Genomic DNA, 14,156 nt, shown 5'->3' with positions numbered 1-14,156 from the left:
CGGTAGTCGCCCTCCTCGCGATGCTTCAGCGGCGCGTAGTCCTGAGTGGTCTGGTTGACCTGCTCGGTAGTCCGGTAGACGTCGTCAGCAACGATGCAGTCCGCAGCCGCTCATGAGGTCGGCGACGAGCTGCAGCACCTCGTCGCCCGCGACGCGCAGGTCGCGGAGCTGGTCCGGCGACGGGATCACGGCGCGCTCCGGGTCGTACCGCGGGGCGACGACGCCCTCCAGCGGGTTCTCGTCGTAGAGGCAGAGGCGGTGTGCGTCGAGCAGGACGGCCCACAGCTTGTCGAAGGCGTTCGACTGGGTGGCGAGGCCGACGCCGTTGCGTTCCATGGTCACGATGAAGGCGTCGACGACCTCGAAGTCGAAGGTCCCAACCCGCCGGCTCGCGAAGGCCGGCAGCAGGTGGTGCTCGATCAGCGAGTCGAGGTGCCGGACAGGGGCCGGGCTCAGGTGCCGCTGGGAGGCCCGCCACTCCGTCAGGTACTCGTGCGACTGCATCGGGCCGTACTTCTGGATCCGCTCGGCCCTCCGCTGGTCGTGCGGGTTGTGCGTGCGCTCCTGGTAGACCTCGGCGAGCCGGGTCTTGGCCTTGTCCTGCGTGGCGAAGCCGGACTCCTCGGTCTGGCGCCCGGCCGCGTTCGGGTACCTCTCGGTCGTCGAAGCCGTCCCGGCCTGACGCCCCCTCAAGGGGCGAGCCCCGACGGACCGTGGTCCGACGGGGCTCGGGGTGGGGAAGGGTGGGCGAGGCCGGAGTCGAACCGGCACAGCCGAAGCGGGGGCTTTACAGGCCCTTGGGCTCTCCAGTGCCCAGCTCGCCCTTGATGGAGAAGCGGAGGAGGTGGGGGTCGAACCCACACGGGTGCTCGCGCACCCCGACGGTTTTCAAGACCGCGGCCGGCGCCACCTGTCGGCTGGCTCCTCCGTGAACGTGAACTGCTGTGTGCTGCGCGGAGAGTGCGCGGATCGAACGCGCGCGGGCTTTCACCCGACTACGGCTTAGCAAGCCGCTGCCTTACCACTCGGCCAACTCTCCTGGTGCTGCGCTGCCGGACGAGGATTCGAACCTCGAACCTCCTGATCCAGAGTCAGGCGTGCTGCCAGTTGCACCATCCGGCACTGCGGGGCGGCGGCACAACGCGAAGGCCGCCCGGACGGGGTCTCCCCCTCGGGCGGCCTGGCACGTGACGGTGCCGGTCTCTACCGCGTGGAGGGATGCCCCTGGCTCTGCTGCGAGCTCGAAGAACGCTGATACGACTGGCTGTTGCTCATGGCGTGCGTTCCTCTCCGTGGCGGTGCTGCCGGGCTGATGCCCCTACTCTGCGGCAGACCCGCGAAGCAGGGCAACGCATTTTCCGTCCCGGACCTACCGGCTCGAGCGGGACCGGATCCGACCGGGGCGGCCAGCGGTTCCGGCCGGAACCGGGCAGGCCTGACCGGGCCCCTGATCAGTGTCCGGCGACGGATGGGCAACCCCGCCCCGTGCGGCGCGGTGCGATGGGAGGCGGGGCGGTGGGAACAGGGGTGGGACGGTCAGGGCAGGTGGCGATGGGAGGCGGGGAGCTGGTTGACGGCGACGATCAGGACCGGCACACCAGCGGGCCCACGGTGTTGCCCGTACTCAGGGCCGCCGGCACCACGGTGCGCCTCCGGATCGGCGATCCTGGTCGAGTACGACGAGGCCGTCCTCGAATTCGGCGGCTTCACCGACTGGTTGACGATGCGTCGGCGGCTACGGAACACGTGCAACACCGTGGGCCGGGCGCCTGCCCCGCCCCCCCGGGGCGCGGCCGAGGCGGCGACGTGGAGGCGGTAGGCGCCCACCCACGGGCCGGATTCGACGTGGTGAACGTCGGGCGGACCGAGTTGACCCAGGACGTCTTCTTCGACGTCTACTGCGAGCTCGTGGTGCCCGCCCTCGGCCGATCGACCACGGCGGTGCGCAGGAGCTGCGGTTGGAACCGCCGCACGGGGGCAGGCGCGAGTGCGCGGCGTGAACCGGCTCGCCGACAGCCGAGGAGGAGTGTGAGCCCATGAGTGGCGATGACGAGAAGGAACGGGCCCGGAAGGCGGAGCCGCCGGTACGCGATGAGACCCCCGAGTCCCGGATGACCGGAGAAGGAGCACCACCCCCGGCCCAGGACGAGGACGCCGAGCCCAAGGCCCCCGCAGGCCGCCCGAGTGAGCGTGACGGCCGGTAGGAGGCCACGAGTCGGGGTGGGGCCCACACCCGGCCCTGCTGCGACTGTTCAGGATCGGGCAGGCCGCATCCTGAACGTCTCCCGCCCCGGCCAGCACCTCCCGGTCGCGTCCGCCCCGCGACGTGGCAGCCACCCGCATCGAAGGAGTTCAGTCCCATGGGAACCGTCCCCGTACCGTCCGATCCCGACGTCGTCCCGGTGCCGCCGCCCGCCCCGCCCGCGCCTCCGGGACCGCCGGAGCCGGTCGCGCCGCCCGTACCCCCGGACCACCCCGCCCCGCCCGGCTCGCCCACCCCTCCGGCTGAGCCGCCCCGCCCGGCCCCCGGACCGCCTCTTCCCGAGCCCGGTCCTGCGGAGCCGCCCGACTGATCACCGGACGGGACCCGGCCGGCCCTGCCGTGAGGCGGCAGCTCATGACCGCCGGCCGGACACCCTGTGAAGGTCGTGCGCCCGCCGGAGTGTCCCGCGCCAGGCGGGGCAGCCGCGCCAGGACGAAGGGCGGGCCACTTGCCCCGCCGGTCGGCCCGCTACGAGGGGAACAGCGTTGACCACCTCCAGGAGCACCCTGCACTGCCTCGCCGTACGGATCCTCAACGGACCGCACCCCGACCTCGTGCTCGCGTGCCGTCTCGCCTTCGACACCGCCCTGCCCTACGGCGTCCACCTCGGGATCTCGGGGGCGAGGCCGTTCGCGGACGGCGAGCCGCCGGTGTGTTGGACCTTCGGCCGGGACCTGCTCGACCAAGGCCTGCGTCGCCCGGCGGGACAGGGGGACGTCCTGGTCGCTCCCGGCCCCGGCGGCACGGTCCTGGTGGAGTTGCGCGGGCCTGCCGGGAGCGCCGTCCTCGGCCTGTCGGCGGAGCAGGTCGGCGCCTTCCTCGACGACGCCTACGCCTTGGTCCCGCAGGGTGCCGAGGGCGAGCACCTCGACGTCGACGAATGCCTGACCCGCCTGCTGGTCCGGCCCGAACAGGCGTGAGCGCCCCGCAGCGCCGATCGTGACAGGAACCGAACGCTCCAGGCGTACGGTGGGCCCTGACGACCGGCACGGCCCCGGGCGCGCAGCAGGGCGTTGAGGCCGCAGGAGTCGATGAAGGTGTTGGCCGCGAGGCCGACCAAGAGTGCGAGCAGGCTGGTGCCTAGGGCTTCGTCGAGTGCCCGCTCCAATAGGGGACCTGGCCGGTGTGAGCGGACACCACCGGGCTGTCATTCCCGCGAGGAAGGGCCGGCCGCGGATCCCGCCGTCTTCACTACGTGCGCTTTGGGTGAGTTGATCCCTGATTGCCGGGTAGGCGGGCGTCCATGCGAGCTCTCATCGTCAACTGCACCCTGAAGCCGTCCCCCGAACCGTCGAACACCGACGCGCTGGCCGCCGTGGTCGGCGCCGAGCTGACCTCACGAGGCGTCCAGGTCGCCACCGTCCGGGCCGTCGACCTGAACCTGCTGCCCGGCGTGAAGACCGACCAGGGCGAGGGCGACGAGTGGCCCGGGGTCCACCAGCAGCTGGTGGACGCCGACATCCTCGTCGTCGCCTCCCCGACCTGGGTCGGCCGCCCCTCCTCCGTCGCGCAGCGGGTGCTGGAGCGGATGGACGCGATGATCTCCGAGACCGACGACAGCGGCGTGCCGTTGGCGTACGGCAAGGTCGCCGGGGTGGTGGTGACCGGCAACGAGGACGGCGCCCACCACGTGATCAGCGAGATCAGCGGTGGCCTGGTCGACATCGGCTACACCATCCCCGCGCAGGCCTGGACGTACTGGCACCTCGGTCCCGGACCCGGCCCCGACTACCTGGAGGCGGAGAAGGGACACGAGTGGTCCCACCGCACCGGGCGCACCATGGCCGCCAACCTCCACCACGTCGCCTCCGCGCTGACCGGACGCCCCTGGCCCGAGCCCGCATCCTGACCCCCTATCTGACGACCCCTCACCTGCAAGGCGAAGGAGAACGACCCGATGGACGGCATCGTGCTGCTGAAGGACGACCACAAGACGGTCGAGGCCCTGTTCAAGGAGTTCGAGAAGGCCGGCGACGGTGCGCACAAGCGCAAGCGGGACATCGCGGACAAGGTGATCGAAGAACTCACCGTCCACGCCTGGATCGAGGAGCAGGTCTTCTACCCCGCCGCCCGCGAGGCCGCCCCGGAGACGACCGACCACGTGCTGGAGAGCGTCGAGGAGCACCACGTCGTGCTGTGGATGCTCTCCGAACTCGCCGGCCTGGACCCGGCCGACGAGCGGTTCGACGCCAAGATGACGGTGCTGATGGAGAACGTGCGCCACCACGTGAAGGAGGAGGAGAAGGACTGGTTCCCCGAAGTCCGCAAGGCCATGGGCCGCAACAAGCTCACCGAGCTCGGAGAACGGCTCCAGGCCGCCAAGGCCGACGCCCCGCGCAACCCCCTCAAGGTCCCCAGCGCCCGCGAGTGACACGCGGATTGGGCGGGCTGTCGCGGGGCAGGCGCAGCTGTACGCCAACCGATGGGAGAGGAAGCCATGGTTCTCCTCGCACTGCTCCTGCTGGGCGCGGTCGTTGCCTTCACCGGGCTGCTGATCGCCGACAATCTCGACGGCGGCCCCGACTACACGGTGATGGTGCTCGGCAATGACCTCGCCACGATGAACAGTTCGTCGATCTTTCTCGCGGGGATAGCCCTGACCCTGCTGTTCGGGTTCGCGCTGATGCTGCTTCTCGGGGCTGGGGCCCGGTCGCGCCGCCGAGCGCGCGAACGGGCTGCCCTCACCGCTGCGGCTGCCCGTCCCGACGCGGCACCGCTGACGTCGGAGACCGGCGAGCCGGTGGCCGGCCCGACGTCTGCCCGCCGCAAGCACCGCCTGCACTTCGGGCACTGAGCCGCTCCCCGGCAGCAGCCCGCACCGAGGGGCCGCGCAGGCGGCCCCTCACGCACGGAAGGAACCACCGAGGCCATGCCCGAATTCGGCTACTTCCTCTCCTGCGAGGAGTTCACCCCTGCGCAACTCCTCGCCCAGGCCCGGCGGGCCGCCGAGGCGGGCTTCACCCGCCTGGCGATCTCCGATCACTACCACCCCTGGAACGAGGCGCAGGGCAACAGCCCCTTCGTGTGGTCGGTGATCGGCGCGCTCTCGCAGGCCGTCGACCTGCCGGTGACCACGCTGGTGACCTGCCCCACCGTGCGCCTGCACCCAGCCGTCACCGCGCAGGCGGCCGCGACCTCCGCCGTTCTCCTGAACGGCCGCTTCGCCCTGGGCGTGGGCACCGGCGAAGCACTGAACGAACACGTCCTGGGCGATCGCTGGCCCCCCTTCACCGAGCGGGCCCAGATGCTGGAGGAGGCCGTCGAGGTGATGCGCCGGCTGTTCACCGGACACCGGGTCACCCACCACGGCCGGCACTACACGGTCGAGAACGCCCGCCTCTACACCGTGCCGGCCGAGCCACCGCCCGTCCACGTGTCCGGGTTCGGGCCCGCGGCGGCCGCGTTGGCCGGGCGGATCGGCGACGGCTTCGTCACCATGACCCCCGACCGCGACCTGGTGGGGGAGTTCCGTCAGGGCGGCGGTGCCGGAAAGCCCGTGATCGGCGGGGTCAAGGTCTGCTGGCACCCGGACCGGGACCGGGCCGTCGATCTGGTGCACCGCCTGTGGCCCACCGAAATGCTCCCGGGCGAACTCGCCCAAGTGCTGCCCACCCCGGCCCACTTCGAGCAGGCCGCCGAACTCGTCACCCCCGCCATGATCAGCGACCACGTGACCTGCGGCGACGACCCCGAGCAGCACATCGAGACCTTGCGCGCCTACGTCGAGGCCGGGTTCGACGAGGTCTACGTCGGCCAGATCGGCCCCGACAACGAGGCGTTCTTCGACGCCTACCACCAGAGCGTGCTCCCCGCCCTGGCCGGCTGAGGCGCCGTCACCGCGCCCGGCGGGGTCAGCCCGCGCAGCGGCTCCCGTTGGCTCCGGACCAGGTACGCAGGCGGGCCGTCAGCGTCCGCCGAGGAGGAAGGACACACCGATGGGCGTCATCGCGACCGGTCTGCTCCCGAACCTGCCGAGGCCCCGGGGGCCGCTCAGCGCCGCCCTGACCGACCTGCTCCGCGCGGGCACCCCGATGACCGGGGCACCTCTGCCGCGGGACGATGCCGCCACGACAGGCTGGGACGAGGACACGCAGCTCGCCCTCTACCTCTGCTACGAACTGCACTACCGAGGCTTCGCCGGAGTGGACGACGACTGGGAGTGGGACCCCGGCCTGCTGCGCCTGCGACACCGTCTGGAGGAGCGGTTCCTCGATGCCGTACGCGCCGACATCGGGGTGGTGCCGCCGTTGGCGGAGCAGCTGGAGGCGTTGCTGGTGGAGCCGGCCGACGGGGACGGCGTCTCGCACTTCCTGCTGCGCGAGGGCCGACCCTGGCAGGCCCGGGAGTACCTGGTGCACCGCTCCCTCTACCACCTCAAGGAGGCCGATCCGCAGGCGTGGGTGATCCCACGCCTGCACGGTGGGGCCCAGGCGGCAGTGGTGGCGATCGAGTTCGACGAGTACGGGGCGGGGCGCCCGGAGCGGGTCCACTCCCGTCTGTTCGCGGACATGATGGCCGACTTCGGGCTCGACCCCGGCTACGGGCACTACCTCGACGCGGTGCCCGCGCCGGCGCTGGCGGTGGTGAACCTGATGTCGCTGTTCGCGCTGCACCGCCGTCACCGGGGAGCGCTGGTGGGGCAGTTCGCGGGTGTGGAGATCACCTCCTCCCCGGGGTCCGCGCGCCTGGCCGAGGCGTTCGAGCGGCTCGGCGCGGGTCCGGCGGGCACCGCCTTCTACCGGGAGCACGTGGAGGCCGACGCCGTCCACGAGCAACTGGTGCGCCACGGCGTCATCGATGCCCTGGTCCGCGACGAACCGCAGACCGAGCAGGACATCGCGTTCGGCCTCGCGGCGTCCTCACTGGTGGAGGAACGCCTCGCCCGACACCTCGTCAGCAGCTGGCGCCGGCAGCGCAGTTCACTGCACTCCCCGCTGGGCGACGCGGTGAGACCCTCCTCCTGAACCGGTGGAGATCAGGCCTGCTCGTCGGCGGCGGGGTGTTCGACGGGCGGCCGGGAGCGGCGACGGTGGCTGGTGTCGCAGAAGGGGTAGCGGCGGCTGCGCCGGCACACGCACAGGGCGACCACCGGACGCCCGCTCCTCACCACCGTGCCGTCCGGCAGGGCGACTTCGAGGGGTCCCTCGACCAGAACGGGCCCGACGGCCTGGGGCATGGTCACCCTCACCGCGGGGCGGTCAAGGCGTCCGGACACCACGGATCACCACCAGCTCCTCCACCCGCTGACCGAATCCGACCAGCCCGCGCTCCTCCAGCCAGCGGGCCCGCCCGGTCATCACCGGCCCGAAGGGAATCGTGCGGCGTGCGACCACCTCGGCTGCCAGGCCCTGCCGTTGCAACTGGGCGCGGGTCTGCGCGACTCCGCAGAGGGAGGAGTGGACCATCAGCAGGGTGCCGCCCTTCGCCAGGACGGTGGGAGCCTGGCGGCAGATCCGGTCCACCAGCGCGCGGCCGTCCCGTCCGGCGTCCCAGGCCCGGGCTATGCCCCGGGGCGGCCCGCCCCCTTCCGCCGCCGGGACGTAGGGCGGATTGGAGATCACCAGGTCGAATCGGCGGCCACGGACCGGTTCCAGGAGGTCGCCGTGGCGCAGCCGGATCCACCGCCGGTTGAGCAGGCTGTTGAGCCGTGCGGTACCCAGTGCCCGCCAGGAGATGTCGATGGCGGTGACCCGGGCGCCGGTGCCGGCGGCCGCGAGTGCCACCGCCCCGGTGCCGGTCCCCAGGTCCAGCACCGAGTCGCCGGCCCCGATGGGCTCACGGCCGAGGCACTCGACCAGCAGGTCGGTGTCTTCTTGGACCCGGTACACACCGGGTGGGTTCAGCAGCCTCATGGCTGGGCGTCTGCCCCTGTGGCCGCACCTGACACGCCCGTGACCACACCTTTGGCGGCGAGAGCTGCCATGGCCGCGAGCGCGGAGCAGGTGGCATCGTCGAACGGCCTGTGCCGACGACGGACGGGCCGGCCGGCACCGCTGCCTCACCGGCGGCTCGCGGACGGGACCGGTGGGCGCACGGCCCGCATGTGGGGGCGGATGGTGAAGAGCTGGTCCGTGCCGGTGAGGGACAGCAGGTGCAGTGGCTGGGGACCGGCGCCGACGAGGACCATCCACGTGCCGCCGGCCTCGGCGTCGTCATGAGCGTGCAGCAGGACGTTCAGCGCGGCGGAGTCGCAGAAGGTCAGTGAGGTGAGGTCGACGATCAGCATGGTGGGCGCCTGAGCGACGGCTTTGGCCAGGCTCGTCTCGAGCTGGTGCCGGGTGTCGTGGTGGGCGGCACCCGCGACATGGAGGACCACTGCCTCCAACTGCCCACTGCCCTCGGTGATCTGGAGCTCGTCGGCCAGGTCGTACCGGGGCCGGGGCTCTGACGGGGCGCTCATGGCGATTCCCTTCGGCTGATCAGCCGGCGCCTGCCGCCGCAACTGGTGACTGGGGCGACAGCTGCTCTCGTGCGCGCTCCGGCTTGATGTACGGCGTCTACCCCGGCAGTCGCGCGATCAGCCACCAGCGTCGGTCCAGGATCTGCGCTCGCCGGGAGTGCTGCGCCCGTCGGCACCCGCGGGCGGTGGCGGAGTACCCGGGCTGGCCCCGGCCTGCGGTTCTTTCCCGTTTGGAGCCCGCGCTCGCGGGCACGCGCCCGGGCCCGAGCACTCTTGAGGAGTGACGATGAAGGCTCTGACCTGGCGCGGCAGACGCGACGTGCGCGTCGAATCCGTCCCCGACCCGGTGATCCAGCAGCCCACCGACGTCATCGTCGAGGTGACCAGCACCGGGCTGTGCGGCTCCGACCTCCACCTCTACGAAGTCCTCGGCCCGTTCCTGGATCCCGGCGACATCCTCGGCCACGAACCCATGGGCACCGTCCCTGACCCGTCGCAGCGGCGCCCCCTACTCTGCCGGAGCACCGTGCGCGGCCCGCGACCTGTGTGAGGACGCTCATGACCGAGAACAAGGACGCCGACCGGCACTCCCGCCCCGAGGGCATGGACGACGCGACCGTCGAAGCGCTCGGACTGCTCTCCGAGGCGCTGGAGACGACCCAGCGTGCCAGGGGCCGCCTGTACGACTTCCACCAACTGACCGGCGGTGCGGACAGGACCCTCGGCGCGGCGGTGCACGCACTGCGCGAGGCCGGCCATCACGAGCAGGCGGATCTCGTCGAGCAACGGGTACGGGGGGCCGATGTGCTGCCGGGCCAGTGGACCTTCCAGATCGTCACCGCGTACGACGAGGGCTACTTCCACCACTTCACCGAGGTGGAGCGGCTGGTGCGCGAGGCACTGGCGCGGGGAAGGGACCACATCGCCGAAGCGGAGATGAAGCAGCGCCGGGCGACACGCTGATCGGACCCGGGCCGGTGCGGCCCGAACGGCCGACCCCGGGGCAGTCGCTCCGGGCCGCCGATCGGGTGGCCTGCGACGCGGTGCGCCGGACCCCGCAGCCACGCGTGTGCCTGCGGTGATCCGGGGCAGACGCTCACCCGACCCCGTCCAGGGAGGCGCGAGGACATGGACCAGGGCCTGGTGCTGCTGGCGGCCTGGGCGCAGATGGGCGTGCTGGCCGCCGTGTTGCTGTTCTTCGTGCTGCGGCGGCCGCGATGAGGCGCCGGGCCGGTGCCGCGCTGCTGGCCGCGCTGCTGCTGGCCGCCTCGGCAGCCTGCGCCGGGTCCTCACGCACCGACGACGACTACCGGCACAAGGCCGCCCACACCCTCGGCTCGGCCGTCGCCGCCGCCCGGACCATCACCACCGGCGTGGACGGGGCCGCGGCTGGTGACCTGACGTCAGCTTTCACCTCGGTCCTGGTGCGGGAGGCGGACGAGGACCTGACGGCGGCCGCCGACTCCTTCCGCTCGCGCCAGCCGCCCTCGGCGCAGGCGGACGAAGTCCGCTCCCGGGTGGACGAGTTGCTGCACCGGGCCGAACAGCGGGCGGCCGAGCTGCGGATCGCGACCCAGCGCGGCGAGAGCGCCCCGACGGCCCCGCTCGCGGACGTGGCGGACCGGATGGAGCAGGAGCAGGAGGCGCTGCGGTGAAGAACCTGCTCCGGGTGACCCTCGGCATCCTCACCGCGATCGGCGGCTTCGTCGACATGGGCGACCTGGTCGCCTCCGCGGTGGTCGGCTCGCGCTTCGGCTTCGGCCTGGTCTGGGTGCTGCTGCTCGGCGTGGTGGGGATCTGCGTCTACGCCGAGATGGCCGGCCGGGTGGTCGCGGTCACCGGCCGTCCGACCTTCGACCTGGTGCGCCAACGGCTGGGCCCGCGGATGGCGTTGGGCAACCTCGCCGCTTCGCTGCTGGTCACCGGCCTCACCCTGGCGGCCGAACTCGCCGGTGTGGCACTGGCGGTGGAGCTGCTCTCCTCGGTCAGCTACCTGCTGTGGGTGCCGGCCGTGGCCTTCGCGGTCTGGGTGGTCATCTGGCGGGTGAGGTTCGAGACCATGGAGCGGGTCTTCGGCCTGCTCGGCCTGGCCCTGGTGGTCTTCCTGGTGGCGTTCTTCCGGCTCGACCCGCAGTGGGCGGACATCGGCCACCAGATCACCCACCCCACCGTGCCCTCCGGGGAGGGCCACCCGACGTACTTCTACTACGCCATCGCCCTGTTCGCGAGCGCCATGACCCCCTACGAGGTGTTCTTCTTCTCCTCCGGAGGGGCGGAAGAACGGTGGACGAAACGGCAGTTGGGCCTGTCCCGGCTCAACGTGATGATCGGCTTCCCGCTCGGCGGCCTGCTCGCGCTCGGCATCACCGCCTGCGCCGCACTGGTCTTCCAAGGGCAGGCGATCGACGTGGACCACCTCTCCCAGGTGGCACTGCCGGCCGGTCTCGCGCTCGGAAAGGTCGGACTGGCGCTGGCCCTGCTGGGCATCTTCGCCGCCACCTTCGGCGCCGCCCTGGAGACCGCCCTGTCCTGCGGCTACACCGTCGGCCAGTACTTCGGCTGGTCCTGGGGGAAGAGCGCCGCGCCCCAGCGCGCCTCGCGCTTCCACGCGGTGGTCCTCACCGCGCTGTTCGCGGCCGCCGCCCTGGTCCTCACCGCGGTCGACCCGGTGAAGGTCACCGAGTACTCGCTGATCTTCGCCGCCGTCGCCCTGCCGCTCACCTACCTGCCGATCCTGGTGGTCGCCGGGGACCGCGACTTCATGGGAGAACACGTGAACGGGCGCCTGGCCAATGTCCTCGGCACCTTCTTCCTCGGCGTCATCCTGCTCGCGGCGCTGGCCGCGATCCCGTTGCTGTTCGCCACCAAGGCAGGACTGTGAGGAGCGCGGCACGATGACCGACACCCAGGACCACGACGGACCCCGCACCCCCGGCCGGCACTACAGCGCCCGCTACCACCTGCTGGACCGTCAGGTCGTCCACCCCGACGGCACCTCGGTGTGCAAGGTGGACGACCTCGAACTCACCCCCGGAACCGACGGCCACCTGTACGCCACCGCCGTCCTGGTCGGCCCGCAGGCGCTCGGCCCGCGACTGGGCGGGCGGATCGGCCGCTGGTGCACCGCCATCGCCGCCCGGCTCTCGCTCTCCGGCACCCCCGGCCCAGGACGCCTGCCGCTTGAGCGGATCACCCACATCGGCTCCGCCCTGGTCTGCACCCCTGGGCCCGACCGCCTCCACGCCCTGGAGGACTGGACCCGCGCCCACCTGATCGACCGCATCCCGGGAGCCGGCCATGCCAACCGCTGAGCCCAGCCGCGCAGATGGGCTGCGCACCGCCGACCTGATCGGCGCCACCCTTCTGGACGCGGGCGGCGCACCGCTGGGCCGGATCACCGACCTCGGCCTGGCCGAAGCCGAACTCCCCAGCAGGATGCCGGGGTTGAGGGTGACCGGCGTGGTCGCAAGCTCGGGCCGCCTGGCCCGGCTGCTCTGCCTGGACCACCGGCCCGTCGACCGCCCCGCACCGCTCGCCGCCCTCGCCCGGCGGATGACCCGCCGGGCGAGCTGGATCGCCTGGCCCGACATCGCCCTGGTCACCCCCGGCGGCGACGGCCACCCCGGCACCGTCCACCTGCGCCCCGGCACCGTCCCCACGCCGCTGCACACCGCCGGAGCCCCCGCCAACGGGCCGCGGACTCGATAGGACGCTCTACATCGGATCAGGGTTTCTGCGGATCCTGGGGGAGCGGTGCATCCGAGGGGTCGGGTTCGGGCGGGCTTTCGCCTCGGACATCGGGTGCGTGCACCTCACCGGTTCCGGGGACCCCGGACGGCGGGTCGTCAGAACGGAGCTCCACGGGGTCGCCGGTCAAGGGCGCGAGGCGGGAGGCGAGGAGGCGCTTGCCGATCTCGGCTCCCTTGCGGCTGTCATGCTGGGCCTTGGCGAAGAGCTCGGCCGCCTCGCCGTCGCCGGCCTCCTGTGCGTGCTGGATGCAGGCGTCGAGGCGCGGGACGTTGTCCAGGCAGGTCTGGGTGTACCAGAGCAGGTCGTGGTGTCCGTCGGGTGTTCCGGTGATGTGATCGGTCGTCACGCTCATGGGTCTGCCCGTCCCTTCACGAGTGCGGTCGCCGCCGGGGCGGGCGGCGACCGGGCGTCTACCCGGCTCGGCGCCGGCTCACCGTGTCCCTGCTTCCGCTCCTGCTGATCGGTCACCGTTCTGTGGCGCCGGCCCCGCCTCCGGGCCGCAGGCAGGTGAGGCGGATGGTGTCAGCCCGGGGCATCGGGGTAGACGCCGTCGACGAGCCCACCAGGACTCGCTCCTCGGGGCCCTCCGAGCGCTCGGGGAGTTCCGCGTAGCGGGTGGCGGCCGACGCCGTGGCCCGAGGGTGAGGAGGAGACCATGGACGACACCCCGCAGGGTGGTGCCGGCGGAGCACCCGGCCGCCACCAGGAGCCCGATCCGGACCGGGCCGCTGCCACGAAGAAGCACGATCACGCCCAGGAGGCGCCCGAGTCGACCGTGAAGACGGTGCGGGCCGGAGCGCCTGTCGCGGAGCAGTCCGAGCAGGGACACCCGCACGAAACCGAGGGCCGGAACGGAACGGCGGGCCGCACGTGACAGCGCCCCACCCCGTGTCCGCGCCGTCATGAACGGTGCGGACGACTACCGGGTCTCGGTCGAGTTCTACGACCTGCTCCAGGCCGAGACCGACCGTCGGCTGGCCGAGCGGCGGTTCGCCCGGGCGGCGGCCCGGGCCCGGCGGGCGATCCTGGATGTCGGCGCCGGCACGGGCATCGTCACCGAAGTCCTGCTGGACGCCTCCGGCGCCCCGGTTCACGCCGTTGAACCCGCTCCGGCCATGCGGGCCGCGCTGCTGTCGCGCCTGGCTGCCCTGGGGGCCGACAGGCGGGCCCGGGTGACCGTGCACGCCGAACCGCTCGTGCGCGCGGGACTGAGAGAGGCGGTGGACCTGGCCATAGCCTCCAACGTCATCGCCTGCCTGGGCCCCGCCACCCGGCGGGCCGCCTGGCGGGACATCGCGGCGGCCCTGGTACCGGGCGGGCTGCTGCTCTTCGACTCGCCGCCGACCGCGCTGCCCGAAGGGTTGGAGGAGTTGGGGTCGCTGGGCCCGGTGCGAGTGGGGCCGGACCAGTACAGCGCCACCGTCACCCGCTGCCCCCACCGGGGCGTGGAGCGGGTCGAGTTCACCTACCGGGTCGAACGGGAGGGCAGGTCGCTGCGCGAGGCGAGCGAGCGGTTCGACCTGTGGCCGGCCACACCCGCCGAGCTCGCGCAGGAGCTGGACGCCGCCGGGCTGCGCGTCGTCCGCGCGCCCGGCCCCGACCTCACCGCCGCCTACCGTCCGCTCGCCGACCTCTGACCCCGGAGAGCGGCCCCGTGCCCGGAGCCGCGAAGGAGAGCAGCTTCTCGGCTCCGGCCTCGTCCGCCAGCGCCAGCACCGTGGGGCCGGCTCCGGAGATGACGGC

General features: G+C 72.5%; 18 protein-coding genes, 4 tRNA genes and 1 pseudogene. 14 read left to right on the top strand and 9 right to left on the bottom strand.

The features are described from left to right. Positions 1-84 precede the first annotated feature (84 nt). From ACWCYY_RS37750 to ACWCYY_RS37730, 5 genes are all read right to left on the bottom strand, one after another. Positions 85-693, bottom strand: a complete 609-nt coding sequence (locus ACWCYY_RS37750; protein ID WP_449798614.1) for a hypothetical protein — start codon at positions 691-693, stop codon at positions 85-87. Between the two features lie 51 nt (positions 694-744). Beyond that, positions 745-824: transfer RNA gene (locus ACWCYY_RS37745), tRNA-Tyr, on the bottom strand. A gap of 12 nt (positions 825-836) precedes the next feature. Then, positions 837-928 (bottom strand) — tRNA-Ser (locus ACWCYY_RS37740). A gap of 26 nt (positions 929-954) precedes the next feature. Further along, positions 955-1,039, bottom strand: a tRNA-Ser gene (locus ACWCYY_RS37735). 10 nt (positions 1,040-1,049) lie between these two features. Then, positions 1,050-1,122, bottom strand: a tRNA-Gln gene (locus tag ACWCYY_RS37730). Positions 1,123-2,748: 1,626 nt separating this feature from the next. Between ACWCYY_RS37730 and ACWCYY_RS37725 the strand changes: the two genes are divergently transcribed. The 6 genes from ACWCYY_RS37725 (at position 2,749) to ACWCYY_RS37700 (ending at position 7,227) form a co-directional block, all read left to right on the top strand. Beyond that, the gene (locus ACWCYY_RS37725; protein WP_345285155.1) at positions 2,749-3,183 is read left to right on the top strand and encodes an SsgA family sporulation/cell division regulator; all 435 of its coding nucleotides are present in this window, start codon (positions 2,749-2,751) and stop codon (positions 3,181-3,183) included. A 323-nt stretch (positions 3,184-3,506) separates the two neighbouring features. Further along, a complete protein-coding gene (locus ACWCYY_RS37720) occupies positions 3,507-4,112 on the top strand; it encodes a flavodoxin family protein (RefSeq protein WP_380149597.1) in 606 nt (201 codons plus the stop codon). A gap of 48 nt (positions 4,113-4,160) precedes the next feature. Next, positions 4,161-4,634, top strand: a complete 474-nt coding sequence (locus ACWCYY_RS37715) for a hemerythrin domain-containing protein (RefSeq protein WP_449798613.1) — start codon at positions 4,161-4,163, stop codon at positions 4,632-4,634. A 66-nt stretch (positions 4,635-4,700) separates the two neighbouring features. After that, positions 4,701-5,057, top strand: a complete 357-nt coding sequence (locus ACWCYY_RS37710) for a hypothetical protein (RefSeq protein ID WP_380149599.1) — start codon at positions 4,701-4,703, stop codon at positions 5,055-5,057. Between the two features lie 75 nt (positions 5,058-5,132). Then, positions 5,133-6,089, top strand: coding sequence for a TIGR03557 family F420-dependent LLM class oxidoreductase (locus tag ACWCYY_RS37705; RefSeq protein ID WP_380149600.1), 957 nt, complete (start codon positions 5,133-5,135; stop codon positions 6,087-6,089). Positions 6,090-6,198: 109 nt separating this feature from the next. Next, complete coding sequence (locus ACWCYY_RS37700; RefSeq protein ID WP_380149601.1) at positions 6,199-7,227, top strand: iron-containing redox enzyme family protein; 1,029 nt, start codon at positions 6,199-6,201, stop codon at positions 7,225-7,227. An 11-nt stretch (positions 7,228-7,238) separates the two neighbouring features. Here the strand turns inward: ACWCYY_RS37700 and ACWCYY_RS37695 are convergent, their stop codons facing one another. The 3 genes from ACWCYY_RS37695 to ACWCYY_RS37685 form a co-directional block, all read right to left on the bottom strand. After that, positions 7,239-7,439: a CDGSH iron-sulfur domain-containing protein gene (locus ACWCYY_RS37695; RefSeq protein WP_380149602.1), complete on the bottom strand. Its 201-nt coding sequence runs from the start codon at positions 7,437-7,439 to the stop codon at positions 7,239-7,241. Positions 7,440-7,461: 22 nt separating this feature from the next. Beyond that, positions 7,462-8,115 (bottom strand): HemK2/MTQ2 family protein methyltransferase, encoded by a 654-nt coding sequence (locus ACWCYY_RS37690; RefSeq protein WP_449798612.1) that lies wholly within the window; start codon positions 8,113-8,115, stop codon positions 7,462-7,464. A gap of 146 nt (positions 8,116-8,261) precedes the next feature. Further along, complete coding sequence (locus ACWCYY_RS37685; RefSeq protein WP_380149604.1) at positions 8,262-8,663, bottom strand: STAS domain-containing protein; 402 nt, start codon at positions 8,661-8,663, stop codon at positions 8,262-8,264. 286 nt (positions 8,664-8,949) lie between these two features. Here ACWCYY_RS37685 and ACWCYY_RS37680 point away from each other — a divergent pair. From ACWCYY_RS37680 to ACWCYY_RS37655, 6 genes and pseudogenes are all read left to right on the top strand, one after another. Further along, positions 8,950-9,153 (top strand): annotated as a pseudogene (locus ACWCYY_RS37680) (alcohol dehydrogenase catalytic domain-containing protein); the annotation flags it as partial. A 68-nt stretch (positions 9,154-9,221) separates the two neighbouring features. Beyond that, a complete protein-coding gene (locus ACWCYY_RS37675) occupies positions 9,222-9,626 on the top strand; it encodes a hypothetical protein (protein ID WP_380149605.1) in 405 nt (134 codons plus the stop codon). A 254-nt stretch (positions 9,627-9,880) separates the two neighbouring features. Continuing rightward, positions 9,881-10,318: a hypothetical protein gene (locus ACWCYY_RS37670; protein WP_380149606.1), complete on the top strand. Its 438-nt coding sequence runs from the start codon at positions 9,881-9,883 to the stop codon at positions 10,316-10,318. Continuing rightward, positions 10,315-11,544, top strand: coding sequence for an NRAMP family divalent metal transporter (locus ACWCYY_RS37665; protein WP_449798611.1), 1,230 nt, complete (start codon positions 10,315-10,317; stop codon positions 11,542-11,544). Before ACWCYY_RS37670 ends, ACWCYY_RS37665 begins: the two co-directional genes overlap by 4 nt. Positions 11,545-11,557: 13 nt before the next feature. Beyond that, complete coding sequence (locus tag ACWCYY_RS37660; RefSeq protein ID WP_449798610.1) at positions 11,558-11,974, top strand: hypothetical protein; 417 nt, start codon at positions 11,558-11,560, stop codon at positions 11,972-11,974. Beyond that, positions 11,961-12,371, top strand: coding sequence for a hypothetical protein (locus ACWCYY_RS37655; protein ID WP_380149609.1), 411 nt, complete (start codon positions 11,961-11,963; stop codon positions 12,369-12,371). Before ACWCYY_RS37660 ends, ACWCYY_RS37655 begins: the two co-directional genes overlap by 14 nt. Before the next feature lie 16 nt (positions 12,372-12,387). Here the strand turns inward: ACWCYY_RS37655 and ACWCYY_RS37650 are convergent, their stop codons facing one another. After that, positions 12,388-12,759, bottom strand: coding sequence for a hypothetical protein (locus ACWCYY_RS37650; protein WP_380149610.1), 372 nt, complete (start codon positions 12,757-12,759; stop codon positions 12,388-12,390). 309 nt (positions 12,760-13,068) lie between these two features. Here ACWCYY_RS37650 and ACWCYY_RS37645 point away from each other — a divergent pair, with 309 nt between their 5' ends. Both ACWCYY_RS37645 and ACWCYY_RS37640 read left to right on the top strand, forming a co-directional pair. Then, positions 13,069-13,287 carry a hypothetical protein gene (locus tag ACWCYY_RS37645; RefSeq protein ID WP_380149611.1) on the top strand — a complete coding sequence of 73 codons (219 nt, stop codon included), beginning with the start codon at positions 13,069-13,071 and terminating at the stop codon, positions 13,285-13,287. Positions 13,288-13,315: 28 nt separating this feature from the next. After that, complete coding sequence (locus tag ACWCYY_RS37640) at positions 13,316-14,050, top strand: class I SAM-dependent methyltransferase (protein WP_345280472.1); 735 nt, start codon at positions 13,316-13,318, stop codon at positions 14,048-14,050. Positions 14,051-14,156 lie beyond the last annotated feature (106 nt).

It is taken from the genome of Kitasatospora sp. NPDC001664 (assembly GCF_053596675.1).
The sequence above is the reverse complement of the archived record's forward strand: the minus strand, read 5'-3'. Positions and strand labels throughout refer to the sequence as shown.